The following is a 24,473-nucleotide window of genomic DNA, read 5'->3' as shown; positions in this document are numbered from 1 at the left end:
CCCTACGCGGCGCCCCGCCCCCGTTGTTCGCCGACCGCCCGGGCGCCGCCCCCCCCGCTACCCCGGGGGGCGGCCGACGCCCGGCGAAGGCCTGGCGAAGATCTTGACGCGGTCCGGACATTTCCGCGCGGTCAAGGCAGTGTCCTAAACACACATCACTCGGTTAGATGAGTGTGGACACCAGAACGCCCCGCAATCCCACGGGGGGAAGCTCGTCAGGGTTCGACGAAGCTCCCGCGCTGAGCATGGTGAAAGTGCCGAGCGACCCGGCGCAGGTCATCGTGAACCACGCGAGCTTCCGCGTGCAGCTCCCCACCGCGCAGCGGACCCAATCCCCGCGTATCGCACGGCACTTGAGCAATGCCGATGACACCATGCGCATCCCCGCTTCCGGCTCCGCGGTGCGGCGCCGCTCGCCCGTCGTCTGGAGCGGGAAGTCCGAGCCGGGCGACCCCGGGGCCACCGGGCTGCTGCAGGCGGTGCGCGGCACCGGCGTGCGCCATTCGGCCGAAGTGGGTGGCATCTCCCACGACGACGGAGGCGCCACGCAGGTCATCCCGCGCATCGACGACGACGATCTTGAGAGTACGCAGGCCACGCCTGCCGTCATCGGCCCCCGCCACCCCGAGTCCCATACCCGGCTCATCCCGCGCATGCCGGTGTCGGAGAGCGACTTCGACGAACAACGCCCCTACGGGGACGACGAATTCGACGACGCGGACGACGAACGCGACGAGGACGGCCGCCAGGTCGTAAGGCGGCACGGGGCCGACCCCGTGCGGCACGCGTATTACCCCGGCCGCCGCATGAACCTCGGCGTCGTGCTGCTTCCCATGCGCGTCTTCCTCGGGTTCATCTCCATCTACGCCGGCATGGGCAAGCTCTGCGACCCCGTGTACTTCGACGGCGGCGAACGCGGCTCCATGGTCAAGTGGCTCAACTCGCTGCACCCCTGGGCGCTCGCCGAGCCGCTGCGGGAGTTCGCCCTCTCGCACCCGGTGGGCGCGGGACTCTGCATCGCCTTCCTGCAGATCATCGTCGGCGTGCTCACGGTGCTCGGGCTCTGGCAGCGGGTCGCGGCCGGTATCGGCGTGCTTCTCTCCGCCGCGCTCCTCGTCACCGTCAGCTGGAAGACCGTTCCCGCGTACGACGCGCCGGACATCATCTATCTGGCCGCATGGTCGCCGCTCATCATCGCGGGCGCGCCCGTCTACTCCGTCGACGGACGCCTCGCGGGCGAGGCCTGGCGGACGCTCGGGCCGCGCGTGGACATCTGGGAACTGCGGCGCCGTGTGCTGCGGCGCGGCGGTCTCATCGGCGGTCTCGTCGTCGGTCTCACGCTGCTGATCGGTTCGATGCTCGGCGGCGCCGTGCGGGACGCCGACCGCGTGACCGTGCCGGGCCCCGGAGAGGCCCCGCGCAACGAACTGCCGGGCTCACCGCTCCCGCAGGAACCCGGAAAGCAGCGGCACCGCCAGGGACAGTCGCAGAGCCCCACGCAGGGCGCCGGGTCCCAGGCACCGACCCAGGGCAGTTCCGCGAGCCCCACGCAGGGCGCCGGAGGGGCGGCCACCCCGGGCGCGGCACCCGAGACGACCAACGCGGGCACCGGTCAGGGGCAGCAGCCGAGCCAGACGCAGGGCACCGGGCAGGCCCCGCCCCAGCAGTCGTCGCCCCAGCAGCCTCCGGCCTCGGCCACCGCGGGACCCACGTCCAGCGGCGGCGGCACCGGCGGCGCAGCGCCTGAGGGCGGCACGAGCGGCGGCGGCAGCGGCGGCGGTGGAAGCACGGGTGGCAACAGCCGGCTCGTGGGAGGGCTGCTCGGCGGAGGCTGAGCAGGCCTGTGACCTACGCGTACGCCGATGGGCCCCGCACAGAGACTGTGCGGGGCCCATCGGCGTGTGCGGGGCCCATCGGCGTACGAGACGAGGAAACCCTCAACCGGACTGCGCCGCGAGCTCCTTGGCCGCTTCCGTCAGGTCCTTGGCCGTGTCGATCGCGCGCCAGTAGGCGCCCTGCGGCAGCGGGAAGCCCGCAAGGCTCTTCTCACGGGCCAGGCGCGGGAACGTGGTGCGCTCGTGGTCACCGCGGTCCGGGAGCAGCGCCGCGAAGGCGGAGGAGAAGACGTACACGCCCGCGTTGATCAGGTACGGGGACGGCGGGGACTCGATGAAGTCCGTGATGTGGCCGAACGCGTCCGTCTCGACGGCGCCCCACGGGATGCGGGGGCGGGCCAGGGCGAGGGTCGCGGTGGCGTCGCGCTCGGCGTGGAAGGCCGCCATGTCGCGCAGCGAGAAGCGGGTCCAGATGTCGCCGTTCGTCGCGTACCAGGGGCGGTCCGCGTGCGGGAGGTGGCGGGCGGCGTACTTGAGGCCGCCGCCGCGGCCCAGCGGCTCGTTCTCGACCACCGTGGTGACGTTCAGGGGGAGATCGGCCGACTCCAGCCACTCCTGGAGCACTTCGGCGAGATGACCGCAGGAGACGACGGCGTCCGTCACACCCTCGGCCGCCAGCCAGGAAAGCTGATGGCCGATGATCGGGGTCCCTGTGCCAGGGATCTCGACCATCGGCTTGGGCCGGTCATCGGTGTACGGACGGAGGCGCGAGCCCTGGCCTCCGGCCAGGACAACGGCCTGCGTGGGCTTGTGAGCGTGTGGGTCACCGGTCATGCCGGAAACCCTACGTGCCCGCCCGATCAGCCGTTCTGATGGGCGGCGACGCCCGTCGCGAAGGACGTGTCGCAGACCGGGCGCGCATACGACTGCGCACGGCTCGGGCCGTACTTCTGGGCGGCTGCGCGGCCGAGGGCACGGGCGATGGAGACACAGTGCCTGGCGAGCGACGGATGGCGGTTCACCTCCTGCTGGAGATGGGTGAGCGCCACACCCGGGTTCCTCTCCTGGAGTTCCAGGAGGAGCCGGTCGCGCAGGAGATCCTGCGGGGCGCGGGACTTGGCCGGTACGGAAAGATCGTCGGAGGATGCGGTGAGCATCGAATCCGAGTTGTTACCGGACCAGTTGACGCTGGTGACCGCGAGGGTCCCGGAGAGCACCAGCATCACGGGCAGGACGAGGGCGAGCGTGCGGCCGATGCGACGGGCGGGGCCTCGATGGGCTCGGCGCGGCTTCTGGGTGTAGTTGGCGGAGTGCGTCACGCGAGTGAGCGTAGCGGTCGGTGATGATTTGGCGACATTTAGTCACTCGGTCGAGCGACGGAGAATGAGGTTTTTCTGGAGCGGTGTTGACGGGGGCGGAGCGAAATGACCGGTCTGCCGGGGTATTTGTCGACAACGTTGACGCACGGGTAAGGGCCCCGCACCGAGGTGCGGGGCCCTACAAGTGCTGGTGAGCCGGTTCGCCGGTCGGCTCTCCGGCCGGCTGTCAGTCGGTGAGACGCTCACCCGTCGACGTCGAGAACACGTGGATCTCCCCCGGGCGCGGCACGACGTGCAGCTGCGTGCCCTTCTCCGGGACCTTGCGGCCGTTCACCCGGACCACGAGGTCCTTGTGCTCGCCGCCGACCTCCGCGGAGCCGTAGACGTAACCGTCGGCGCCGAGCTCCTCGACGACGTTCACGGAGACGGCGAGGCCCGCCGGGGCGTCCTCGGTCTCCTTGGAGAGGGACTTCGCGGTGGAGCCGTCCTGCTCGACGATGTCGAAGTGCTCCGGACGGACGCCGACCGTGACCGTGCGGTCGCCCTTGTCGGAGGCGGCGGAGAGCGCCTCGCGGTTGACCGGTACGACGGAGTTGCCGAACTTCACGCCGCCGTCGGTGATCGGGACCTCGACGAGGTTCATGGCGGGGGAGCCGATGAAGCCCGCGACGAAGAGGTTGGCCGGGCGGTCGTACATGTTGCGCGGCGAGTCGACCTGCTGGAGCAGACCGTCCTTCAGGACGGCCACGCGGTCGCCCATCGTCATGGCCTCGACCTGGTCGTGGGTGACGTAGACGGTGGTGATGCCCAGGCGCCGCTGGAGGCTGGCGATCTGCGTACGCGTCGAGACACGCAGCTTGGCGTCGAGGTTCGACAGCGGCTCGTCCATGAGGAAGACCTGGGGCTCACGCACGATGGCGCGTCCCATGGCGACACGCTGGCGCTGACCACCGGAGAGGGCCTTGGGCTTGCGGGCCAAGTAGTCGGTGAGGTCGAGGATCTTCGCCGCGTCCTCGACCTTCTGGCGGATCTCGGCCTTGTTGACGCCGGCGATCTTCAGGGCGAAGCCCATGTTGTCGGCGACGCTCATGTGCGGGTAGAGCGCGTAGTTCTGGAACACCATGGCGATGTCCCGGTCCTTGGGCGGCAGGTGCGTGACGTCGCGGTCACCGATGCGGATGGCGCCGGCGTTCACGTCCTCCAGGCCCGCGAGCATGCGCAGGGAGGTGGACTTTCCGCAGCCGGAGGGGCCGACGAGTACGAGGAACTCGCCGTCCGCGACATCGAGCTCGAGCTGATCGACGGCGGGCTTGTCGCCACCCGGGTAGATGCGGGTCGCCTTGTCGAACGAAACAGTGGCCATGGTGAGGGCCCCCTTCACCGGCAGGAACGTGCCGGACGATCCGTTGTAAAGAGAGGAGTGGTGTAGTCCACCTGGGTGAACTGCTCGTGACCGTACCCCGGAGGTCATACGTCTGTCAGTAGCCGGGAGGCTGTGACCTTCGAGGAAGTTTTCGACGGGGCATCGGCGGTGTTGGTTACACTGCACGGGCACGTCAGTGCGGTGCGTGCCTCGCGGCGCGTGCCTGGCGGTGCGTGCCTCGCGGTGCGTGCCTCCTTAGCTCAGATGGCCAGAGCAACGCACTTGTAATGCGTAGGTCGTCGGTTCGAATCCGACAGGGGGCTCCAGGGAGTACCGAACAAGAGGGTCCTGCCGTCCACTCGGACGGCAGGACCCTCTTTTCAGCGGGCTCGCCGTCCCATGCGGCGCTGCTCGCGCTGTCGGACGGGGCCCGGCCCCTCGCGGGTGCTGCTGCTCCGGGGCGGTAGAGGGCGCGGTAGAGGGAGGCGTCGGAGGGCGGCGTCGGAGGGCGTGGCGCGCGGGGTGCTCATGGGCATGCGTCAGTGGCGGCCCGACAAGCGGTTCGCGAGGCGGGCCAGGCGTGGGGCTTGGATCGTCGGGGTGGTCAGTTCCCGGTGGTCCGCGTTGCGGTACGTCGCGTACATGCCGTGGACGGCCAGCCAGCGCAGGGGTTCGGGTTCCCACTTGCGGACCTTGTGGTTGACCCAGGGGAGCGTGGTGAGGTCCGTGGAGCCTGCCTGGCCCGAGTCCTGTTGGACCAGGTCGCGCAGGGTGCGGGCCGCGAGGTTGGCGGTGGCCACGCCTGAGCCGACGTAGCCGCCCGCCCAGCCGAGGCCCGTCGCGCGGTCCAGGGTGACCGTGGCGCACCAGTCGCGGGGGACGCCGAGGACGCCGGACCAGGCGTGGGCGACCTGCACTCCGGCCAGTTGGGGGAAGAAGCGGGTCAGGATCTCGCGCAGGGCCTCGATCGTCGGCGGTTGCGTGCGGCCGTCGTTGTCCGTTTTAGAGGCGAAGCGGTAGGGGACGCCTCGGCCGCCGAGTGCGATGCGGCCGTCCGCTGTGCGCTGGGCGTACATGTACGCGTGCGCCATGTCGCCCAGCGTCTCGCGGCCCTCCCAGCCTATTGATTCCCATTGGGCGGGCGTCAGGGGTGCCGTCGCGATCATTGAGGAGTTCATCGGGAGCCAGGTCCGGCGTTGGCCCTTGAGGGACGCCGTGAAGCCCTCCGTGCAGCGCAGGATGTACGGCGCGCGGACCGTTCCGTACGGGGTGATCGCGTGTTTCGGCTTGATCTCCGTGACCGGGGTCGATTCGTGGATCGTCACGCCGAGGGACTCGACCGCGGCCGCCAGGCCCTTCACCAGTTTCACCGGGTGCAGGCGTGCGCCGTGCGGCGTCCAGGTGGAGCCGACGGCGCCCGAGACGCGGATCCGGTCGGCCGTCTCGCGGGCGCCCAGCAGGGTGCGGTCCTTCTCGCCGTATGCGAGTTCCGTGGCGTGGAAGTCTTTCAGGCGCGCCAACTGGGCCGGGGTGTAGGCCACTTCGAGTACGCCGCCGTGGTGGATGTCCGCGTCGATCGACTCCTCGGCGGCCGTGCGGATCACTTCCCCCACCGTGTCATTCATCGCCTCCTGGAGGCGGATCGCCGCATCCTTGCCGTGCAGGCGGGCGTAGCGGTCGCGGCCCGCGATGCCGTTGTAGAGCCAGCCGCCGTTGCGGCCCGAGGCTCCGTAGCCGCAGAACTTCTGTTCCAGGACGGTGATGCGGAGGAAGGGGGCGGCCTTCTTCAGGTAGTACGCGGTCCACAGGCCCGTGTAGCCGCCGCCGACTATGCAGACGTCGGCACTCTCGTCGCCCGGCAGGGGTTCACGGGGGGCCGGGGTGCCGTGGTCCGCGTACCAGAACGAGATGCCGCCGTTGATCGTGCTGCTCATGGGCCGGACGTTACTGCGCTGGTGGGGGCTTTGGGGAGGGCCGTGGCGTGCGGTTTCGGGGCGGGGGGTCCGATACGTTGATCCGGCGCGTGGCGAAGTGTCATGTGCCTTGATCCTGGAGGACTGTTCAGATGGCCGTACGCAAGGCCGGGCGCATCGTCGCCGCGGTGGCCGCCACCGCATTTCTCGCCGGGGGCGCAGCCGCCTGCGGGCCCGACGACCTCACGGGCGGGGGCGACGACAAGGCGTCGGCCTCCGCGTCCGAGTCCGAGTCCGAGTCCGCGTCCGCCGGTGGTCCCGAGGCGAAGGAGCCGCCGGCCGGTACCGACGCGCTCGCGAAGACGCCCGCCACCGTGCAGGGTGGCGTGATCACGGTCGGCGACCCGAAGGCCGGGCACACGGTCAAGCTGTACGAGGACGCGCGCTGCCCGATCTGCAAGAAGTTCGAGGAGTCCGGTGCGCAGGCGCTGGTGAAGCCGGTGGCCGAGGGCAAGGTCAAGGTCCAGTACACGCTGGCCTCGTTCCTCGACAGCAACCTCGGTGGCAGTGGCTCGGTCAACGCGGCGAACGCGTTGCGGGCGTCGGTCGAGGCGGGCAAGTTCCCGCAGTACCACGCCGCGGTCTACGCCAACCAGGCCGGGACGGAGACCGACGACGCCTACACGCCCGCCTTCCTGTTGAAGATCGCCGGGAAGGTGGACGGGCTGCGGGGCGCCGAGTTCGACAGGGCCGTGCGGAAGGGGACGTACAAGAAGTGGGTCGGTGAGGCCATGAAGGCTTTCACCGATGACGGGATGCAGGGCACGCCGACCGTCCTGATCGACGGCAACAAGGTGCACAGCGACGCGCTGTTCGACCAGGACGCGTTCGCCAAGGAGCTCAGGGGTTCCGGGATTTCCTGATCCCCCGTGGTCCCCCTAGTCCCCATCTCCTCGGGCTGGTCCCCATCTCCTCGGGGCCGGGCGTACGGCGCTCCGGGTCAGCGGGAAGCAGGCCAGGCCGATCAGGACCGCTGTGAAGTGGCCCAGGTCGGTGAAGGTCCTCCCGGTGATCAGCGGGGTGCCGTACACGGCGAGGACGATCAGGAGGTACGCGTATCTCCAGGGCGAGGGGACCCAGTAGGTGAGGATCGCGACCACGCCCGCGAGCGCGTAACTGACGCCCACGTCCAGGGTTTTGACGGAGGACGTGGGTGCGGCGCCGTGGTGGATCGCGAGCGCGAGGACGCCTTCGCTGATGAGGGTGGCCATGACGTGTGAGCCCGCGGCCACCGCGAGCCAGCGAGCCGTGCCGAGCCAGCGTTCGGCTGTGGAGTGGAAGACGGTGTAGAGCACGACGTACGGGAGCCAGCCGCCGCCGTCGATCCAGAACGCGCTGGAGACCAGGACGCGGACGGGGTTCTGCGACAGCTCGTGGATGTTCGTGGAGCGCTGGCGCAGGAAGTCGTTCTCGAACTCCGGTGACATGTGGTGCATCGCGACCGTGGTGACGAAGAGGATCGCGAGCCAGATGTACGTTCCGGGGGCGCTGCGTAGGTAGCCGAGAACGGTCTGCCTCGCGGTCCTCGCGGTCCTCGTGGTCCTCGTGGTCCTCGCAGTTCTCGTGGTCCTCGCGGTTCTCGTGGTCCTCGCGGTTCTCGTGGTCCTCGCGGTTCTCCTGGCTCTCGTGGCCCGAATAATCCCCATGCGGCGATTCACCCACGTCGGTAGCGTCGCGGGCGTGATCGACATTCGCATTCCGGACGAGCTGATCGAGTCGCAGTACGCGTACGCGGGTGAGCCGGGCCGTGCCTTCATCGCGGCGCTGCCCGCGCGGGTCGCCGAGTTCGTCGAGCGGTGGGGGCTGACGGTCGACGGGCCCTCGATGCACGGGATGGCCGCGCTCGTACTGCCCGTGGTGCGGCGGGACGGCACCCCCGCCGCGGTGAAGTTCCAGCTTCTCGACGAGGAGACCGAGGGGGAGCCGGTCGGGCTTCGGGTGTGGGACGGCGACGGGGCCGTGCGGTTGCTGGACTACGACGACGGCACCGGCACGATGCTGCTCGAACGGCTGGACTCCGGGCGGATGTTGTCGACGATGACGGATACGCGCAAGGCCGTGCTCGTCGTCGCCGAGCTGCTCGCACGGCTCACGTCGGTGCCCGCGCCGGAGGGGATGCGACGGCTCGGGGACATCGCGGGGGAGATGGTCGACGATCTGCCGGGGGCGCTGAAGGCGATCCCCGATCCGGTGGAGCGGGCGATCGTGGAGCGGTGCGGGGGCGCGGTGCGCGAGGTCATGGGCGAGCCCGGTGACCGGATGCTGCACTGGGACCTGCACTTCGAGAACGTCCTTGCCGCCGAGCGCGAGCCGTGGCTCGCCATCGACCCGAAGCCGCTGGCCGGGGATCCGGGGTTCGACCTCTGGCCCGCGCTCAACAACCGTTTCGACGTGGACGACGTGCTGTGGCGGTTCGACGCGATGAGTGAGGTCCTCGGGCTCGACCGGGAGCGGGCGAAGGCCTGGACGCTGGGGCGGGTGCTGCAGAACGCGTTGTGGGAGATCGAGGACGGGCGGTCGCTCGACGAGGAGGACCTGGAGATCGCGCGGTTGTTGCTGGGACTCTGACGGCCTGCCCTGCCGACCTCCTGCCCGGTGCCGCCTCCTGCCCGGTGCCGCCTCCTGGCCGTCCTCGACGCGCTGCCCGCCGAGCTGACCGAGCGGTATCAGGGGATGAGGACCACCTTGCCCGTCGTACGGCGGTTCTCCAGGGCGGCGTGGGCTGTCGCCGCCTCCGCCAGGGGGTAGCGCTGGACCGCCGGGGTGAAGTGGCCCTTCGCCGCTTCGGCGAGTGCGGCAAGTTCCAGGGTGCGGGTGGGGTTGTCGCCGCCCGCCTTCCGCATCATCACCGGGCCGAGCACGCCGGTCCGGGTGATACCGCGGACCGCCAGCTGCTCGTCGGTGAACGTCAGGGGTTCGCCGTCGTGCGGGCCCTTGCCCGACCAGCCGAAGACGAGGTGCTCGCCGCCGGGGGCGAGGAGGTCCACGGCGGCACGGCCGACCGCTCCGCCCACTCCGTCGAAGACGACGCTGGCGCCGGGGACGCCGAGCTTCGTCAGGTACGCGCGTACCTCGTCGGGCCAGTCCGGGTTCTTGGGGTTCCTGTAGTCGACGGCGAGGTCCGCGCCGTACGCGCTGACCCGGTCCGTCTTCTCCGGGCCGCCCGCCAGGCCGATCACCGTGGCGCCCGCATGCTTGGCGTACTGGACCAGGAGTGTGCCGATGCCGCCCGCCGCCGCCGGTATGACGGCCACGGAGGCGGGGGTGAGCTCGGTGAACTGCAGGATTCCCATCGTCGTACGGCCCGTGCCGATCAGTGCCACGGCCTCCGCGTCGTCCAGGCCTTCGGGGATCTCGTGCAGGCGGGCCGCCTCCGTGACGGCCAGCTCGGCGTAGCCTCCGGGGGCGAAGCCGATGTGGGCGACCACGCGCTTGCCGAGCCAGCCTCCGTCGACTCCCTCGCCGAGCGACTCGACCGTCCCTGCCACCTCGCGGCCCGGGATGGTGGGCAGCTCGGGGAGTTCGGGGAGCGGGCCCTTGATTCCCGCGCGGATCGCGGTGTCCAAGAGGTGCACGCCCGCCGCGGTCACCGCGATGCGGACCTGGCCGGGGGCCGGGGCCGGGTCGGGCGTCTCCTCGTACGTGAGGTGCTCGGCCGGGCCGAAGGTGTGCAGGCGGATGGCGTGCATGGGGGTGGCTCCTTGGGCGTCGGGCGTCAGCCCTTGCGTGTTGCGCGTCGGGCGGCGTTCTCGGTGTGGTCATCACCCTCGTACCTCAAGCGGACTTGAGGTCAAGCCTTGCGGGGGCCAGTGCGAGGGTCACCGCCTCCAGGGCGCTGTTGAAGGAGACCTCGGAGAGCAGGCCGGGGGCCGCTACCTGGTCGCCCGCGAGGTAGACGCCGTCGCCGCGGTCGATCGCCGGGCGGTCGCGCCAGGTGGTGCCGGGCAGGTCCACCGCGCCGGTGCGGCCGTTGGACACGCCGTCGCGGCGCCAGAGAAGGCGGTCGCGCCAGCCGGGGAAGCCGAGGTCGAGCAGGTGGTCGGCGCGGGCTGCTCCGTCCGCCTTGGACTCCTCGGGGGAGAGCGGGATCTGACCCTGGATGAGGTCCTGTCCGGCGGGGGCGAGGGTGCGGTCCTGGGTGGTGAACCGTTCGATCCAGCCGGTCGCGTCCAGGTCGGAGATCGCGAAGGGGTCGCCCTTGCGGGAGGTGAGGGCCATGTCGACGAGGGCGGTGCGGGCGCTGTCCCAGTGGAGGGTCTCGTCCTGGAGGAGGCCGCGGGCCGCGGGGAGGGAGGTGGCTACGACCACGGGGTTCTTGGCGCAGAGCGAGGCGACGCTGTCGATGCGGGACAGCGTTTCCACACGTACGCCCAGGTTCCAGGCGAGCGACGCCATCCGGTCGATGACCGAGCCCCAGCCGCCGCGCGGGTAGTGCGCCTCCGGGGGCAGCTTCGTGGCGCGGCGCAGGCGCTCCTGTACGAACCTGGCGGAGAGGGAGCCGGGGTCGTGGTGGAACGTCGCCACGGCGATGTAGTGCGCGGCGGCGCGCGCTCCTTCCTCGCCCACCTCGCCGGTCGCCCAGGTCATGAAGTCCGCCTCCACGGGTGCCTCTTCGGGCTTGCGGCGCAGGAGCTTCAGCATCGCGAGGGGTGGGGTACGGCGGAACCGCCCCTGGTGGTGGAGGCGCAGGCGCGTGCCTTCGATGGGCGGGACGGGCGCGAGGGGGCCGATCAGGTCGCGCTGCCTGAGCCAGATCCAGTGGGGGCCGCCGTTGTAGAGGGCGTGGGGGCCTTCGTTCGTGCGGTACGCGCCCTCGGCGGTGCGGGCTCGGCCGCCGAGGGTGTGGTGGGCCTCGTGGAGGGTCACCCGGGCGCCGGATTCCGCGGCGGTGATGGCAGCGGTGAGGCCGGCGAAGCCGCCGCCGATGACGGTGAGGCGGGCGGGGGTGCTGGGCATGGGGTGGGCTCCTGTCGTGGTCCGGTGCGGCTGGCTGCTTCCTCTGGGTACGACGGATGGGGGTGCTCGGGATGTGACATCGGGGCGCGGCGGCGTTGTCAGTGGGTGGGTGCACGATGGGTGCATGGGACAGAGGGAACGGCAGAGGGATGCGGCAGGGGTGAAGAAGGCTCGGCGGCCCGAGGTGCGGTTGCCGCAGCTGCGGGCGTTCGGGGATCTTGGGCTCGGCGGGGGTGAGCTGGAGCCCGACGGGGATTACGACGGGGTCGAGTTCCGGGACCTCGAACTCGCGGGGCAGGACGGCGGGGGAGCGCTGTTCCTGGACTGCGCGATGACGGGCTGCGGGGTGACGGAGGCGCGGCTCAGCAGGGCGCGGTTCGTGGACTCCGTCCTGACGGAGCTGCGGGGGGTCGGCACGGAGCTGGCGGAGGCGTCGCTGCGGGACGTGGAGGTGGTGGACGCGCGGCTGGGGGGCGTTCAGCTGCACGGGAGTGTCTTGGAGCGGGTCGTCGTGCGGGGCGGGAAGATCGACTATCTGAACCTGCGGAAGGCGCGGTTGAAGGACGTCGTCTTCGAGGAATGCGTGCTGGTCGAGCCGGACTTCGGGCAGGCGGCGCTGGAGCGGGTGGAGTTCGTGGGGTGTGTGCTGAAGGGGGCGGACTTCAGCGGGACCCGCATGAAGGACGTCGACCTGCGGGGTGCGGCGCAGGTGGACATCCTGCGGGGGATCGACTGCTTGGCGGGCGCGGTGATCAGTTCGGCGCAGCTGATGGATCTGGCGCCGGCGTTCGCCGCGCAGGTGGGGGTGCGGGTGGACTAGCTTTCCGGCTCAGGGGGGCGTCTCGGTCCACTCTGCCCGCCGCAGGGCTCTTGCCCGTCTACGCCGGGACTCGGGGGAAGCGGGACTGGAGGGACCAGATCGCGGGGTTGTCCGCCAGGGTCTCGTGGAGGTCGATGAGGTCCGCCAGGAGGTCATGGAGGAAGTCCCGCGCCTCGCGGCGGAGTTCGGAGTGGGAGAACGTCAGCGCGGGCTCCTCCACCCGCATCCAGTCCGCCTCGATGTCCACCCACCCGAAGCGACGGGTGAACAGCATGCGGTCCGTCGACTCCGTGAAGTCGAGCTCGGCGTGCTGCGGGCGGGACGCCCGGCTCCCCCGGGGATCCTGGTCCACGAGCTCGACGATGTCGCACAGCGCCCACGCGAAGTCGAGCACGGGAACCCATCCCCAGGCTGTGGACAGTTCCCGGTCCGCCTTCGTGTCCGCGAGGTACACGTCCCCGCAGAACAGGTCGTGCCGCAGCGCGTGGACGTCCGCGCCGCGGTAGTCGAACTGCGGGGGGTCGGGAAAGCGGCGGGAGAGGGCGTAGCCGATGTCGAGCACGTGGACGATGGTGTCACGGCCCCGGAGGGCGTGTGACGACGCCGCTTGCCAGGGCGGTGGACGACGCCGCATGTCAGGGCCGTGGACGACGCCGCATGTCAGGGCAGCAGTCGCTGCTCCTTCGCCACCGCCACCGCGCCCGCACGCGTGTCGACGCCGAGCTTGTCGTAGATCCGGCCCAGGTGCGTCTTGACCGTGGCCTCGCTGATGAACAGGGCGCGGGCGATGTCGCGGTTGCCGAGGCCGTGGGAGAGCTGGGCGAGGATGTCGAGCTCGCGGTCGGTGAGGGTGGGCAGCGGCTTGCGCATGCGGGCCATCACGCGGGACGCGACCGGCGGGGAGAGCGTGGTGCGGCCCTGCGCGGCGGCGTGGATCGCGGCGAAGAGCTCCTCGGGGCGTTCGGCCTTCAGGAGGTAGCCCGTGGCGCCCGCCTCGATGGCGCGGGTGATGTCGGCGTCCGTGTCGTACGTCGTCAGGACCAGGACGTGGGGTGTGGGGGAGGGAGAAGGGGAGGGAGAAGGGGAGGGGGAGAGGGAGGGAGCAGCGGCGTGGGTGGCGGTGGACGTGATGTGGCGGGTCGCCTCCACGCCGTCCATTCCCTCGCCCAGTTGCAGGTCCATCAGGACCACGTCGGGGGCGAGCTTCGCGGCGAGCGCGATCGCCTCCTCGCCGGTACCCGCCTCGCCGACCACCTCGATGTCCGGTGCGCTGCCGAGCAGGGCGAGCAGTCCGGCGCGTACGACGATGTGGTCGTCGCAGACCAGCAGGCGGACCGGGGGCTTGGCGGGGGTGGCGGATGCGGCGGCGGGCGTGGGGGATGCGGGGGGCGTCATGGGGTCTCCTGCGGGGTCAGGGGGATCGAGACCGAGAGCACCGTGCCCTCGCCGGGTGCCGACTCGATCGTCAGCGTGCCGCCGAGCTGCCCGGCCCTGGCGCGGATCGCGGGCAGCCCGTGGCCCCGCCGCCCATGGCCCCGCCGCTCGCGGGCGGGCGGCTCGTCGGTGGGGGTGAAGCCGCGGCCGTCGTCCGCGACGTCGAGTACGACCTGGTCGTCCAGGTGCGTGAGCGTCAGCGCCGCCGTGGTCGCGTCGGCGTGCTCCGCCACGTTGGCCAGCGCGCCCTGCGCGATGCGCAGGAGCGCGGACTGCGTCCGGTCGGGGAGCGGGGCGGGCGTGCCCTCGGAGTGGAAGCGGACCGTGAGGCCCGCGTCCTGTGCGGTGCGCGCGGCCAGCGTCCGCAGCGCCTCGTCGAGGCCGCCGCCGTCGGCCAGGTCGGCGGGCGCCAGGTCGTGCACGAAGCGGCGCGCCTCGGTGAGGCCGACTTCGGTGATCGACTCGGCCGTACGGACGTGGGCGCGGGCCTTGTCCGGGTCCGTGTCCCAGAGGCGGTCGGCGGCCTGGAGCAGCATCTGCTGGCTGGACAGGCCCTGCGCGAGGGTGTCGTGGATTTCCATGGACAGGCGCTGGCGCTCGGCGAGGGTGCCTTCGCGGCGCTCGATGGCGGCCAGTTCGCGGCGGGTGCGGATGAGGTCGTCGATCAGTTCGCGCTGGCGGGCCGCCTGGCGCTGCATGTGGACGAAGACCGCCGTCGCGATCGCTGACACGGCGGGCGGCCCGAGGACCAGGTCCGGGTCGTAGCGGCCCGCGAGCCGCAGTTGTGACGCGATCACGCAGCCGGTCAGGACGACCACCAGGGCGAAGGCCGCGCGCGGTGGCAGCGTCCGCAGACCGGTGAAGAAGAGCGGCACCGCGCACCACCCGAAGCTCGGCGCGAGGATCACGAGCACCAGCCAGACCGCGACGACCAGAGCGAGCCAGGTGAGCCGCAGGGGGGTGGGGCGCGTGCCGGGTGCCGGTCCTGACGCGAAGGGCGTGGAGCGCGTGGAGCGCATGGAGCGCATGGAGCGCTTGCCCCGCAGGGCTGCGGCGAGGGGCGGCAGGGCGTAGAGGAAGGCCAGGACGACGGAGAGCGCGATGATCCACGGGACGCGCGCACCGCCTGCGGGGTGGCGCAGCAGGAAGCGGGCCAGTGAGGTGGCCAGGAGCAGGTAGAACGTCGCGTGCATGACGGCTGCGAGCCAGCGGGCGTCCGGGTCCGGCGTGCGGGCGTCCGGGTCCGGCGTGCGGGGGGCGGGGCCTGCGCTCGGTGTGCGGGAGGCGGGGCCTGCACTCGGTGTGCGGGGGGCTGTGCCCGGCGTGCGCTGTCCCACTCTCGGTCCCGCCACGGGGGCGCCTCCCTCTCGTGCTGCCGTTTCGTACTGCTGTTTCGTACTGCCGTCTCGTGTCGCCGTCGCGCGCCCGTTCCGTCGCCGTCACGCGGGCGCTGAACTGGGCAAACACCCTCATTGTGACCCGGTGGGGCCACGAGAGGGTCAACCGATCGGTTGACCCTGGTGTCGGCCGAGTCGCGCGCCGCTCCCAGCCGGTACGTCGAGGGGTGGGCCCCGGATGCGGCCGGAGGATTGAGGCAGCGGGAACGCCCCCCCCGATCCACTCGATCCCCCCGATCCCCCCCGGTCCGCTCGATCCACTCGGTCCGCTCGATCCCCCCGATCCGCTCGATCCCCCCGATCCGCTCGATCCGCCGGACCCCCACCTCCACCGCCTCCACTGCCTCCACCTCCACCTCCACTCCGACACCTTCACTCCGAGGAGCCCCCATGAAGAAGATCTCCCGCCGCACCCGCGTCCTCACCGTCGCCGCCACCGCCGCGGTCCTGGGCGCCGGAACCTTCGGTGCCGTCTCCGCCACCGCCGGTACCCCCGACGCCGCCACCAAGGCCGCCGTCTCCGCCGACGCGGGCAACAAGAACCTCACGCAGTCGACGCACCTGAACATCGACGCCGCGACCAAGGGCGCCAAGGCCGCCCTCGACGCCGCCGAGAAGGAGAACCAGCGCGTCTCGGTCGCCGTGGTCGACCGCAACGGCAACACGGTCGTCACCCTGCGCGGCGACGGCGCCGGGCCGCAGTCGTACGAGTCCGCCGAGAAGAAGGCGTACACCGCCGTCTCCTGGAACGCGCCCACCTCCGAGCTGACCAAGAATCTGGAGAAGACGCCGAACCTGAAGGACATCCCCGGCACCCTGTTCCTCGCGGGCGGTGCGCCGGTGACCGCCAAGGGCGCGCCCGTCGCGGGCATCGGTGTCGCGGGCGCCCCGAGCGGCGACCTGGACGAGAAGTTCGCGAAGGCGGGCGTCGCGGCGCTCGGCCGATAAGGCCCCGAGGCTCTGAGGCCCGAGGCGGCTGACACCGCCCCGCTGCCGAAGCCACCGGATCTCATCATGCTGAGGCTGTTCCCGGTCCGTACGACGACGAGGAGAAAGTTCATGACAAGGACCGCCGAGGACCAGCGGCTGCTCGACGCCGCACGGGCCGGGAACGCCGCCGGGGTGAGAGCCGCCCTCGACGCGGGAGCCCGCGTCGAGGCCCGCGACACCGAACTGCGCACACCCCTGCTGCTCGCCGCCATCGGCGATCACGTCGAGGCCGCCAAGGTCCTCGTGGCCGCCGGTGCCGACGTCGACGCGCAGGACCATCGCGCCGACAGCCCCTGGCTGGTCACCGGCGTGACGGGCAGCGTCGCCATGCTGCACGTCCTGCTTCCCGCGGGGCCCGACCTGAAGCTCCGCAACCGGTTCGGCGGCATCTCTGTGATCCCGGCATCGGAGCGCGGCCACGTCACGTACGTACGGGAAGTCCTGCGCGTCACCGGCATCGACGCCGACCACGTCAACGACCTGGGTTGGACGGCCCTGTTGGAGGCCGTGATCCTCGGCGACGGCGGCGGTGCGCACCAGGAGATCGTGGCGCTGCTGCTCGCCGCGGGCGCGACGCCCGATCTCGCCGACCGGGACGGCGTCACGCCCCTGGAGCACGCGGAGCGCCGTGGTTTCGCCGAGATCGCCGCGCTGCTGAGGGCCGCCGCGTGAAGGTGCCTCGCGCGGCGCTCTCCGTCGGCACGGTGCTCCTGGGCGCCGCAGTCCTCGCGGGCTGCGCCACCGGTTCCGAGCCCTCCCGCGCGACCGGGAAGGAGACCGTGACCCCCACCGCGCCACCCACCGTCACCCTCCCCACCGCCACCCTCCCCGCCGAACGGCGCACCCCCGAAGGCACCCTCCTGGTGGCCGACTTCGGCTCCGACACCGTCACCTTCGTCGACCCCGAGCGCGGCCCCATCGAATCCGTGAAGGTCGGCACGGCCCCCTACGGGCTGACCGTCGGGGACGACGGCCGCGCCTGGGTCGCCGCCGCCGACGCCGTGACCGTCATCGACACCCGCACCCGTGCACGCGTCGACCGCATCCCGTACGAGACGGACAGCGGCCCCGCGACGACCGGCGAGTACCGCGGCGGCGGCATGGGCATCGCGCTCGCCCCGGACGGCGAGCACCTCTACGTGGGCGTCAACGTCCCCGACGGCAAGGGGACGTTGGAGGTCATCGGCACCGAGAAGCGCGAGGTCACCGACACGGTCCCGGTGGGCCGCCGCCCGTTCGACGTGGACGTGTCGAAGGACGGGCGGGAGGTCTACGCGACCAATCACGACTCCTTCGACGTGACGGTCGTACGCGCCGACTCGCTGAAGCCCCGCCGCATCGAGGTCGCCCCCTACGGAACCGAAGGCGGCCTCGGCTCCTGGCTCAAGCCGCACTACGCCGCCGTACGCCCCTCGGACGGCAAGCTCCTGCTCCCCTTCGAGGGCGAGAAGCTCGTCGTGCTCGATCCGCGTACCGGCGAGTCGGACATCGAGCCGATGACGGCCAACACCCACCAGCACGGGGCGCGGATCACCGAGGACGGCACGCTGTTCGCGGTCGGCACGGGACCCATCGACCCCTCGTCGGACGAGGGCCCCTCGCTGACCGTGCGGACGAAGGACGGCAAGGAGAAGGTCTTCCCGCTGGACGGGCCGCACGAGGACGTCGCCGTCTCCGAGGACGGCGCCGCCGCGTACGTCACCGGCGGCTTCACCCGCGACGGATTCTGGAACGGGATCACCGTCGTCGACCTGGAGAGCGGCGACGCGCGTCGCCTCCCGGCAGGGGAGAGGCCGTTGGGTATCGCGGTGCTGTAAATCCCTGAGGGGAGTGAGGTGGTGGAGCCGCGGGCCGGTGGGGGCGGGTCGCGCAGCTCCCCGCGCCCCTTACGGGGCGCTCGCACCCCGAACATATGCCGCATAAGATCACAGCTGTGCACCCACGATCCACGGTTCTCCGCGGCACCTCCGCCGCCGCCCTCACGGCCCTCGTCCTCACCGCCTGCAGCGGCTCCGGAGTGTCCGGCACGCCCGGAGCCGACGGCGTGCGCGACCCGTACTTCCCGAAGCTGGGCAACGGCGGTTACGACGTCGCGCACTACGACCTGACCCTCGGGTACGACCCGGACGCGCGCCACCTCACCGCCACGGCCGAGGTCACGGCGCGCGCCACCCAGGACCTCAGCGCCTTCAACCTCGACCTCAAGGGCCTGGAGGTGAAGGGGGTGACCGTCGAGGGGAAGGGCGCCAACTTCCACCGCGACGGGCAGGAGCTGACGATCCGGCCCGCGGACGACCTCGACAAGGGCGAGACGTTCCGCACGGTCGTGCGCTACTCCGGCAGCCCGGAGACCATCACCGACCCGGACGACTCCGAGGAGGGCTGGCTGCGGACGGAGGAAGGTGCCCTGGCGCTCGGCGAGCCGACGGGTTCGATGGCCTGGTTCCCGTCCAACAACCACCCCTCGGACAAGGCCTCGTACGACATACGCGTCACCGTCCCCAAGGGCCTGAAGGCCATCTCCAACGGCGAGCTGACCCGCGAGTCGACCAAGAACGGCCGCACCACCTTCGCCTGGCACAGCGCGGAGCCGATGGCGAGCTATCTGGCGACGGTGGCGATCGGGGCGTTCGAGGTGAAGAAGTCGACGACGAAGTCCGGCATCCCGGTGCTCACGGCGGTCGAACCCTCCGAGGTCAAGGCGAGCGCGAAGGCGCTGAACCGCATCCCCGAGATCATGGAGTGGCAGGAGCTGAACTTCGGCCCCTATCCCTTCTCGTCGGCGGGCGCGATCGTCGCCCGCGAGGAGGACGCGGGCTACGCCCTTGAGACCCAGACCCGCCCCACCTACCCCGGCGCCCCCAGCACCGAGCTCGTGGTCCACGAGATGGCCCACCAGTGGTTCGGGAACTCCGTGACGCCCAAGTCCTGGCGGGACATGTGGCTCAACGAAGGCTTCGCGACGTACGCCGAGTGGCTCTGGGATGAGGACAACGACGGCGACAGCGTGCAGGAGACCTTCGACGACATCTACGCCGACGACTACTACGAGGACAAGGAGGACAACGAGGCCATCTGGGAGTTCCCGCCCGCGAAGCCGCCGTCCGCCGGCCAGATCTCGGACAGTCCGGTGTATGAGCGGGGCGGCATGGTCATCCACAAGATCCGCCAGGCGGTGGGCGACGACACCTTCTACGACATCGTGCAGGGCTGGACGAAGACCTACCGCCACCGCAACGCCGACACCGAGGACTTCACGCGCTACGTGGAGAAGCACGCGGGCGGCGAGGCGGCGCGCAAGAAGGTGCACGCGATCTGGGGCCCGTGGCTGTACGAGGACGGAAAGCCGGACCACCCGTAAGGCGGTGGGGTTACGTGAGCGGCTTGCGCAGTACGGCGCAGGGGCGGTCCGCGTCGCGGTCGCGCCGGTGGTCGATGACCTCGTACCCGAGCCTGCCCCAGAAGGCGAGCGCGGTGTCGTTCCCGTCGAGGACGGCGAGACGAACCCCGTCACGCCCCTCCCGGCGGAAGCGCTCCTCGATCTGGGTCGCGAACTCCCGTCCGTAGCCCTTGCGTTGCTGCCCGGCATCCACCATGAGCAGCCCGATCCACGGGTCGGGGTCGGCGGGATCGGGATGCTGCTTCAGCGTGATGCCGATCCCGACGACCCGCCCCTCGGACCGCGCGACGAGCACCTCTGCCCCCGGCTCGGCCAGTTCGTCCGCGAGTGCGGCGGCGACCTGTTCGGGGCGGATGTCGTGGGGGTCGGGGAAGTCGCCGGAGAGTGCGTGGAAGACGTGGTTCGACGCGTAGAGGGCGGTGAGCTCGGTGAGCAGCTCACCGGGGAGCGCGCCGTCCTGCGCGAGGGTGAGCGGTTCGAGGATCATGCGGCGCAGGCTAGCCGTACTCAGCCCCGCGCCTTCAGGGATTTGAAGGCGCGCGTCTGGTCCACGATCGCGCGCTCCGTGGGGAGGCGTTCGATCGACGACGCGCCGAAGAAGCCGACGATCCCCTCGGTGCGGGACAGGACGTGCGCCGCGTCTTCCGGTTCCGCGATGGGCCCTCCGTGGCACAGGACGAGGATGTCGGGGTTCACGCGCTTGGCCGCGTCGTGCATCTCCTGCACCGCCGAGGCCGCCTGATCCAGGGTCAGGGCGGTGCCCGCGCCGATCGCGCCCTTGGTCGTCAGGCCGACGTGGGGGACGAGGACGTCCGCTCCGGCCCGGGCCATGTCGGCGGCCTGGTCGGGGTCGAAGACGTAGGGGGTCGTGAGGAGGTCGCGGGCGTGGGCCTCGCGGACCATGTCCACTTCGAGGCCGTACCCCATGCCCGTCTCTTCGAGGTTGGTGCGGAACGTGCCGTCGTACAGGCCGACCGTCGGGAAGTTCTGTACGCCGGTGAAGCCCATCCCCTTCAGCTCGTCCAGGAAGCGGCCCATGTCCCGGAAGGGGTCCGTGCCGCACACCCCGGCGAGGACCGGGGTGTCCTTCACCACCGGGAGCACCTCTCTGGCCATGTCCACCACGATCGCGTTCGCGTCGCCGTACGGGAGCAGGCCGGCCAGGGAGCCGCGGCCCGCCATCCGGTAGCGGCCGGAGTTGTAGATGATCAGGAGGTCCACGCCGCCCTCCTCCGCGCACTTGGCGGAGAGGCCCGTGCCCGCTCCCGCTCCGATCACCGGAACCCCCTTCGCCACCTGGGAGTTGAGGCGGGCAAGGGCTTCCTCGCGGGTGATCTGCGTCGTCATGGGGTGCTCCTTGAGCGGGTGTCTTCAGCGGGTCTCAGGTGGTCTCAAGTCAGTTCGGGTCACGGGTCACGGGTCACGGGCTAAGGGTCAAGGCGTCCGCTTCAGCGCCTGTGCGCTGATCAGCTCGTCCAGGCGGTCCGCCATCGCCACCGCGAACTGCGCGTCGTTGATGTGCGCGTCCAGCTCGTGCAGTCGTACGCCACTGCCCCGCACCGTCGTCCGCAGCGCGCTCAGCCCTGCCTCGTCCGCCGCGGTGTCCTGGAACGGGCCGCCCTCCACGTCGACCGCGGAGACCCCGCGCAGGGGCCAGAAGAATTCGACGGGGCCGCGCGCGGCGGCGAGCTTGTGACCGAGGGCGGTGCCGAGCGCGGCCATCTCGTCGGCCGTCGTGCGCATCAGCGTGACCGTGGGGTTGTGGACGAGGAGGGTGCGGTCCGCGAAGCGGGGCGGGACCGTCGGCGCCGGGCCGAAGTTGACCATGTCGAGGGCGCCGGGAGCGACCACTTGCGGGATGCCCGCGCGGCCCGCCGCGGTGAGGCGCTCGGGGCCTGCCGAGAGGACGCCGCCGACCAGTTCGTCGGCGAGTTCGGTGGTCGTCAGGTCCAGTACGCCGTCCAGGAGGCCGTCGGACGCCAGCTTCTCGACCGCCCTGCCGCCCGCGCCCGTCGCGTGGAAGACGAGGACCTCGTAGCCCAGTGCGTCGAGCCGGGCGCGGGCCGCGTCGATCGCGGGCGTCGTCACGCCGAACATCGTGGCGGCGACCACCTTGCGGCCCCGGCCCGCCAGTTCGTCGTGGTTGCGCTCGAAGCGACGGGCCATGCCCGCGGCTGCCGCCGCCGCGTTGCCCAGGACCTGCCGGGATACCGCGTTGATGCCGGAGATGTCCACGACGCTGTACATCAGAGTGATGTCGCTGCTGCCGACGTACGGCGCCACGTCGCCGCCGGCCATCGTGCTGACGAGCACCTTCGGCACCCCGATCGGTAGTGCGCGCATCGCCTGCGAGGCGATCGACGAACCGCCGCTGCCGCCTGCCGCGAGCACGGCGTGCAGCTTGCCCCGCCGGTGCAGGTCGAGCACCACCTCGCTCACGCCGTCCGCCATCGCCGCCACGGCCGCGCCCCGCTCGCCCGCACCGCGCAGCTTCGCGAGGTCGTGCCCGGCCGCGCGGGCCACGGCGTCGGCGGGTACGTCGGCGGTGGGTGCCTGGGCGGGTGGGGGCAGTATGCCGGTGTCGATGAGCAGGGTGTCGCTGCCGTACTCCCTGAGCCGCTCGCGCAGCCAGGCGTACTCCGCGCCCTTGGTGTCGAGCGTCCCGACCAGCACCACGGTCGCCATGGCCCTCACACTCCCTCAAGTGGTGGGTGGTGCTCCCGATCCTGCGGCCCCGGAGCCGTCAGGGCAACGGCGAGGGCCCCCGGCGGGATAATCCGCCGGGGGCCCTCGGGAACTGCTGACTGGCCTACGAACCTCAGACGTTGACGCCGAAGTCCTGCGCGATGCCGACGAGACCGGACGCGTAGCCCTGGCCCACCGCGCGGAACTTCCACTCCGCGCCGCTGCGGTACAGCTCGCCGAAGACCATGGCGGTCTCGGTGGCGGCGTCCTCGCTCAGGTCATAGCGGGCGATCTCCGTGCCGCCGGCCTGGTTGATGATGCGGATGAAGGCGTTCCGCACCTGGCCGAAGTTCTGCGAGCGGTTCTCCGCGTCGTAGATCGAGACCGGGAAGACGATCTTGTCGATGTCGGCCGGGAGGCCCGCCAGGTTGACCTTGATCTGCTCGTCGTCGCCCTCGCCCTCACCCGTGACGTTGTCACCGGTGTGCTCGATGGTCTGGTCCGGCGTCACCTTGTTGTTGAAGAAGACGAAGTGCTGGTCCGAGAAGACCTTGCCCTGCGGGTTCACCGCGATGGCCGAGGCGTCCAGGTCGAAGTCGGTGCCAGTGGTGGTGCGGACGTCCCAGCCGAGGCCCACGGTGACGGCGGTCAGGCCCGGAGCCTCCTTGGTGAGCGAGACGTTGCCACCCTTGGACAGGCTTACTGCCATTGTTGGGAGTCCCTTCCCTCGTTGCGTACGAACGGGCTTCGTACTGGGGACGAAGCTACCGTCACCTCTATGAACGTCGACCGGGGTCCCAGAGGTTCCAGTTCCTTTTACTTTCTTTACCCGTCCCGGGAGTGCGCCTGGAGCGCGTCCGACGGGCACGTGGGGCGAGCGGGACCCGCCGTAAATGCGGGTGACGTGGACCGGACAGACGCGGGACGATAGGACTCATGTCCGGTCCCTATGTCATCCGCGGCTCCGTCTCTCTGCCCGAGGCCGAGCTCATGTGGCGCTTCTCCAGGTCCTCCGGGCCGGGCGGTCAGCACGTCAACACCAGTGATTCGCAGGTGGAGCTGAGATTCGACCTGGCCAACACCGAGGCGCTGCCTCCGGTGTGGAAGGAGCGCGCCCTGGAGCGGCTCGCGAGCAGGCTCGTCGGCGGGGTCGTCAGCGTGCGGGCCTCCGAGCACCGCTCCCAGTGGCGCAACCGCGAGATGGCCGCGACCCGCCTCGCCTCGCTGCTCGCCGAGGCGACCGCGCCGCCGCCGCGCCCTCGCCGCGCCACGAAGATCCCCCGGGGGATCAACGAGCGGCGGCTGCGCGAGAAGAAGCAGCGCGGCCAGACCAAGCGCGGGCGCTCGGGGGAGGGCTGGGGCTGAGCCCTGGCGGCCGTCGCGGCAAATGTGCGTAAGTGAAGACCGCTCGGCGGGAAACAACGGGAAACAGCGGAAAGAGCCGAGTGCGGGCTCAGCCCAGCTGCCGGTACTTCCCCTTGAAGTACGTCAGCGGACCCCCGTCCATGCTCGGCAGCGCAGCCGAAAGTACGCGCCCGATGACGAGGGTGTGGTCACCCGCGGTCACCGTCTGTTCCGTCCGGCACTCCAGTGTCGCGAGCGCGCCGCCGATCAGGGGTGCCCCGGACTCCTCTCCTCGCGCGTAGGGGACGTCCTCGAAGAGCAGCCGGTCGCTGATCCTGCCCTTCATCGCGAACCGCCCCGCGATGTGGCGCTGACTCTCGGAGAGCACCGAGACGCCCCACAGCGGCTGCTCGGCGAGCAGGTCGTCCATCCGGGAGCCCTCACGCAGGCTGACCAGCACGAGAGGCGGATCGAGGGACACGGAGAGGAAGGCCGTCGCGGTCATGCCGACGTCCTCGCCGACCGGCGCCTGGGGGTCGTCCGCGTCCAGGGACGGCTCGCAGGCGGTCACCAGGACCACACCCGCGGCGAGCCGGGACATGGCGGCACGGAACTGTTCGTTGCTCACCCCCACAGGATGCCCGTCGAGGGACGGGGCGCGTGGGGAGGGCAGGGCGGAGGGAGTCTCGGGAGCGTTCTCCGGGGACGTCAGGGATGTCTTCAGTACGGGAACCACGGAAGCGACGCTAGCCCCGCCGCCCCGGTCCGCACATCGGGCCCAGGTCCGAGACCGGGCCTAGGACCGATGGCCGACGGCGTGACACAGGGCACTCTCAAAAGGCGCCCTTCGGCCGAGTGGACTGGACCAACGAAGGCTTCCCATCTGTGACTTGAGTCACAGGACCCATATTTTGTTGACCCTGTGTACCGGGCAAGCTGCTCGCTGTGATTCAGTGA

The 24,473-nt window shown here is 71.1% G+C and carries 24 protein-coding genes and 1 tRNA gene; 10 read left to right on the top strand and 15 right to left on the bottom strand.

Going from position 1 to position 24,473, the window contains the following annotated elements:
• The first annotated feature begins 167 nt into the window (after window positions 1-167).
• The gene (locus tag ACFVXC_RS14745; protein ID WP_389905269.1) at window positions 168-1,835 is read left to right on the top strand and encodes a DoxX family membrane protein; all 1,668 of its coding nucleotides are present in this window, start codon (window positions 168-170) and stop codon (window positions 1,833-1,835) included.
• Between the two features lie 102 nt (window positions 1,836-1,937).
• Here the strand turns inward: ACFVXC_RS14745 and ACFVXC_RS14740 are convergent, their stop codons facing one another.
• The 3 genes from ACFVXC_RS14740 to ACFVXC_RS14730 all read right to left on the bottom strand — a co-directional run bounded on the left by ACFVXC_RS14740 (window position 1,938) and on the right by ACFVXC_RS14730 (window position 4,517).
• Window positions 1,938-2,669, bottom strand: coding sequence for an NDP-sugar synthase (locus ACFVXC_RS14740; protein WP_389905267.1), 732 nt, complete (start codon window positions 2,667-2,669; stop codon window positions 1,938-1,940).
• Between the two features lie 26 nt (window positions 2,670-2,695).
• Window positions 2,696-3,154, bottom strand: a complete 459-nt coding sequence (locus ACFVXC_RS14735; protein WP_389905266.1) for a hypothetical protein — start codon at window positions 3,152-3,154, stop codon at window positions 2,696-2,698.
• Window positions 3,155-3,380: 226 nt separating this feature from the next.
• Window positions 3,381-4,517 carry an ABC transporter ATP-binding protein gene (locus ACFVXC_RS14730; RefSeq protein WP_389905265.1) on the bottom strand — a complete coding sequence of 379 codons (1,137 nt, stop codon included), beginning with the start codon at window positions 4,515-4,517 and terminating at the stop codon, window positions 3,381-3,383.
• 249 nt (window positions 4,518-4,766) lie between these two features.
• Here ACFVXC_RS14730 and ACFVXC_RS14725 point away from each other — a divergent pair.
• Window positions 4,767-4,843, top strand: a tRNA-Thr gene (locus ACFVXC_RS14725).
• A 213-nt stretch (window positions 4,844-5,056) separates the two neighbouring features.
• Here the strand turns inward: ACFVXC_RS14725 and ACFVXC_RS14720 are convergent.
• A complete protein-coding gene (locus ACFVXC_RS14720) occupies window positions 5,057-6,451 on the bottom strand; it encodes an NAD(P)/FAD-dependent oxidoreductase (RefSeq protein ID WP_389905263.1) in 1,395 nt (464 codons plus the stop codon).
• A gap of 131 nt (window positions 6,452-6,582) precedes the next feature.
• Between ACFVXC_RS14720 and ACFVXC_RS14715 the strand changes: the two genes are divergently transcribed.
• The gene (locus ACFVXC_RS14715) at window positions 6,583-7,353 is read left to right on the top strand and encodes a DsbA family protein (protein WP_389905261.1); all 771 of its coding nucleotides are present in this window, start codon (window positions 6,583-6,585) and stop codon (window positions 7,351-7,353) included.
• Between the two features lie 15 nt (window positions 7,354-7,368).
• Here the strand turns inward: ACFVXC_RS14715 and ACFVXC_RS14710 are convergent, their stop codons facing one another.
• Window positions 7,369-8,136, bottom strand: a complete 768-nt coding sequence (locus tag ACFVXC_RS14710) for a rhomboid-like protein (protein WP_389905259.1) — start codon at window positions 8,134-8,136, stop codon at window positions 7,369-7,371.
• Between ACFVXC_RS14710 and ACFVXC_RS14705 the strand changes: the two genes are divergently transcribed.
• On the top strand, window positions 8,135-9,058 hold the full coding sequence (locus ACFVXC_RS14705) for an aminoglycoside phosphotransferase family protein (RefSeq protein ID WP_389905257.1): 924 nt from the start codon (window positions 8,135-8,137) through the stop codon (window positions 9,056-9,058). The genes ACFVXC_RS14710 and ACFVXC_RS14705 overlap by 2 nt on opposite strands.
• A gap of 98 nt (window positions 9,059-9,156) precedes the next feature.
• On the opposite strand, the gene ACFVXC_RS14700 is transcribed toward ACFVXC_RS14705, so the two are convergent.
• Window positions 9,157-10,179 carry a zinc-binding dehydrogenase gene (locus ACFVXC_RS14700; RefSeq protein WP_389905255.1) on the bottom strand — a complete coding sequence of 341 codons (1,023 nt, stop codon included), beginning with the start codon at window positions 10,177-10,179 and terminating at the stop codon, window positions 9,157-9,159.
• Window positions 10,180-10,264: 85 nt separating this feature from the next.
• Entirely contained in the window at window positions 10,265-11,446 is a 1,182-nt protein-coding gene (locus ACFVXC_RS14695; protein ID WP_389905254.1) for an FAD-dependent oxidoreductase, read from the bottom strand.
• A 124-nt stretch (window positions 11,447-11,570) separates the two neighbouring features.
• On the opposite strand from ACFVXC_RS14695, the gene ACFVXC_RS14690 reads away from it, so the two are divergent.
• Entirely contained in the window at window positions 11,571-12,266 is a 696-nt protein-coding gene (locus tag ACFVXC_RS14690; protein ID WP_389905252.1) for a pentapeptide repeat-containing protein, read from the top strand.
• Between the two features lie 58 nt (window positions 12,267-12,324).
• Here the strand turns inward: ACFVXC_RS14690 and ACFVXC_RS14685 are convergent, their stop codons facing one another.
• The 3 genes from ACFVXC_RS14685 to ACFVXC_RS14675 form a co-directional block, all read right to left on the bottom strand.
• Complete coding sequence (locus ACFVXC_RS14685; RefSeq protein ID WP_389905251.1) at window positions 12,325-12,828, bottom strand: hypothetical protein; 504 nt, start codon at window positions 12,826-12,828, stop codon at window positions 12,325-12,327.
• 98 nt (window positions 12,829-12,926) lie between these two features.
• Window positions 12,927-13,661, bottom strand: coding sequence for a response regulator (locus ACFVXC_RS14680; protein ID WP_389905249.1), 735 nt, complete (start codon window positions 13,659-13,661; stop codon window positions 12,927-12,929).
• Window positions 13,658-15,052: a sensor histidine kinase gene (locus ACFVXC_RS14675; protein ID WP_389905248.1), complete on the bottom strand. Its 1,395-nt coding sequence runs from the start codon at window positions 15,050-15,052 to the stop codon at window positions 13,658-13,660. Before ACFVXC_RS14675 ends, ACFVXC_RS14680 begins: the two co-directional genes overlap by 4 nt.
• 435 nt (window positions 15,053-15,487) lie before the next feature.
• On the opposite strand from ACFVXC_RS14675, the gene ACFVXC_RS14670 reads away from it, so the two are divergent.
• The 4 genes from ACFVXC_RS14670 (at window position 15,488) to ACFVXC_RS14655 (ending at window position 19,448) form a co-directional block, all read left to right on the top strand.
• A complete protein-coding gene (locus ACFVXC_RS14670) occupies window positions 15,488-16,045 on the top strand; it encodes a heme-binding protein (RefSeq protein ID WP_389905247.1) in 558 nt (185 codons plus the stop codon).
• A 111-nt stretch (window positions 16,046-16,156) separates the two neighbouring features.
• Window positions 16,157-16,759 carry an ankyrin repeat domain-containing protein gene (locus ACFVXC_RS14665; RefSeq protein WP_389905245.1) on the top strand — a complete coding sequence of 201 codons (603 nt, stop codon included), beginning with the start codon at window positions 16,157-16,159 and terminating at the stop codon, window positions 16,757-16,759.
• On the top strand, window positions 16,756-17,904 hold the full coding sequence (locus tag ACFVXC_RS14660) for a YncE family protein (RefSeq protein WP_389905243.1): 1,149 nt from the start codon (window positions 16,756-16,758) through the stop codon (window positions 17,902-17,904). The genes ACFVXC_RS14665 and ACFVXC_RS14660 overlap by 4 nt, the downstream gene beginning before the upstream one ends.
• 95 nt (window positions 17,905-17,999) lie before the next feature.
• Window positions 18,000-19,448 (top strand): M1 family metallopeptidase, encoded by a 1,449-nt coding sequence (locus ACFVXC_RS14655; protein ID WP_389905241.1) that lies wholly within the window; start codon window positions 18,000-18,002, stop codon window positions 19,446-19,448.
• Window positions 19,449-19,458: 10 nt separating this feature from the next.
• Here the strand turns inward: ACFVXC_RS14655 and ACFVXC_RS14650 are convergent, their stop codons facing one another.
• The 4 genes from ACFVXC_RS14650 to ACFVXC_RS14635 form a co-directional block, all read right to left on the bottom strand.
• A complete protein-coding gene (locus ACFVXC_RS14650) occupies window positions 19,459-19,974 on the bottom strand; it encodes a GNAT family N-acetyltransferase (RefSeq protein ID WP_389905239.1) in 516 nt (171 codons plus the stop codon).
• A gap of 20 nt (window positions 19,975-19,994) precedes the next feature.
• Window positions 19,995-20,834, bottom strand: coding sequence for a phosphoenolpyruvate hydrolase family protein (locus ACFVXC_RS14645; RefSeq protein ID WP_389905237.1), 840 nt, complete (start codon window positions 20,832-20,834; stop codon window positions 19,995-19,997).
• Between the two features lie 87 nt (window positions 20,835-20,921).
• Window positions 20,922-22,172 carry a Tm-1-like ATP-binding domain-containing protein gene (locus tag ACFVXC_RS14640; RefSeq protein WP_389905236.1) on the bottom strand — a complete coding sequence of 417 codons (1,251 nt, stop codon included), beginning with the start codon at window positions 22,170-22,172 and terminating at the stop codon, window positions 20,922-20,924.
• Between the two features lie 133 nt (window positions 22,173-22,305).
• Window positions 22,306-22,881, bottom strand: coding sequence for a TerD family protein (locus tag ACFVXC_RS14635; protein ID WP_249589187.1), 576 nt, complete (start codon window positions 22,879-22,881; stop codon window positions 22,306-22,308).
• 227 nt (window positions 22,882-23,108) lie between these two features.
• On the opposite strand from ACFVXC_RS14635, the gene arfB reads away from it, so the two are divergent.
• Entirely contained in the window at window positions 23,109-23,537 is a 429-nt protein-coding gene (arfB, locus tag ACFVXC_RS14630; RefSeq protein WP_389905234.1) for an alternative ribosome rescue aminoacyl-tRNA hydrolase ArfB, read from the top strand.
• A gap of 88 nt (window positions 23,538-23,625) precedes the next feature.
• Here the strand turns inward: arfB and ACFVXC_RS14625 are convergent, their stop codons facing one another.
• Window positions 23,626-24,117: a flavin reductase family protein gene (locus ACFVXC_RS14625; protein ID WP_389905317.1), complete on the bottom strand. Its 492-nt coding sequence runs from the start codon at window positions 24,115-24,117 to the stop codon at window positions 23,626-23,628.
• Window positions 24,118-24,473 lie beyond the last annotated feature (356 nt).

The sequence above is a fragment of the Streptomyces sp. NPDC058257 genome, assembly GCF_042881845.1.
GTDB lineage: Bacteria > Actinomycetota > Actinomycetes > Streptomycetales > Streptomycetaceae > Streptomyces.
This window is presented reverse-complemented; position numbering and strand designations above follow the sequence as displayed.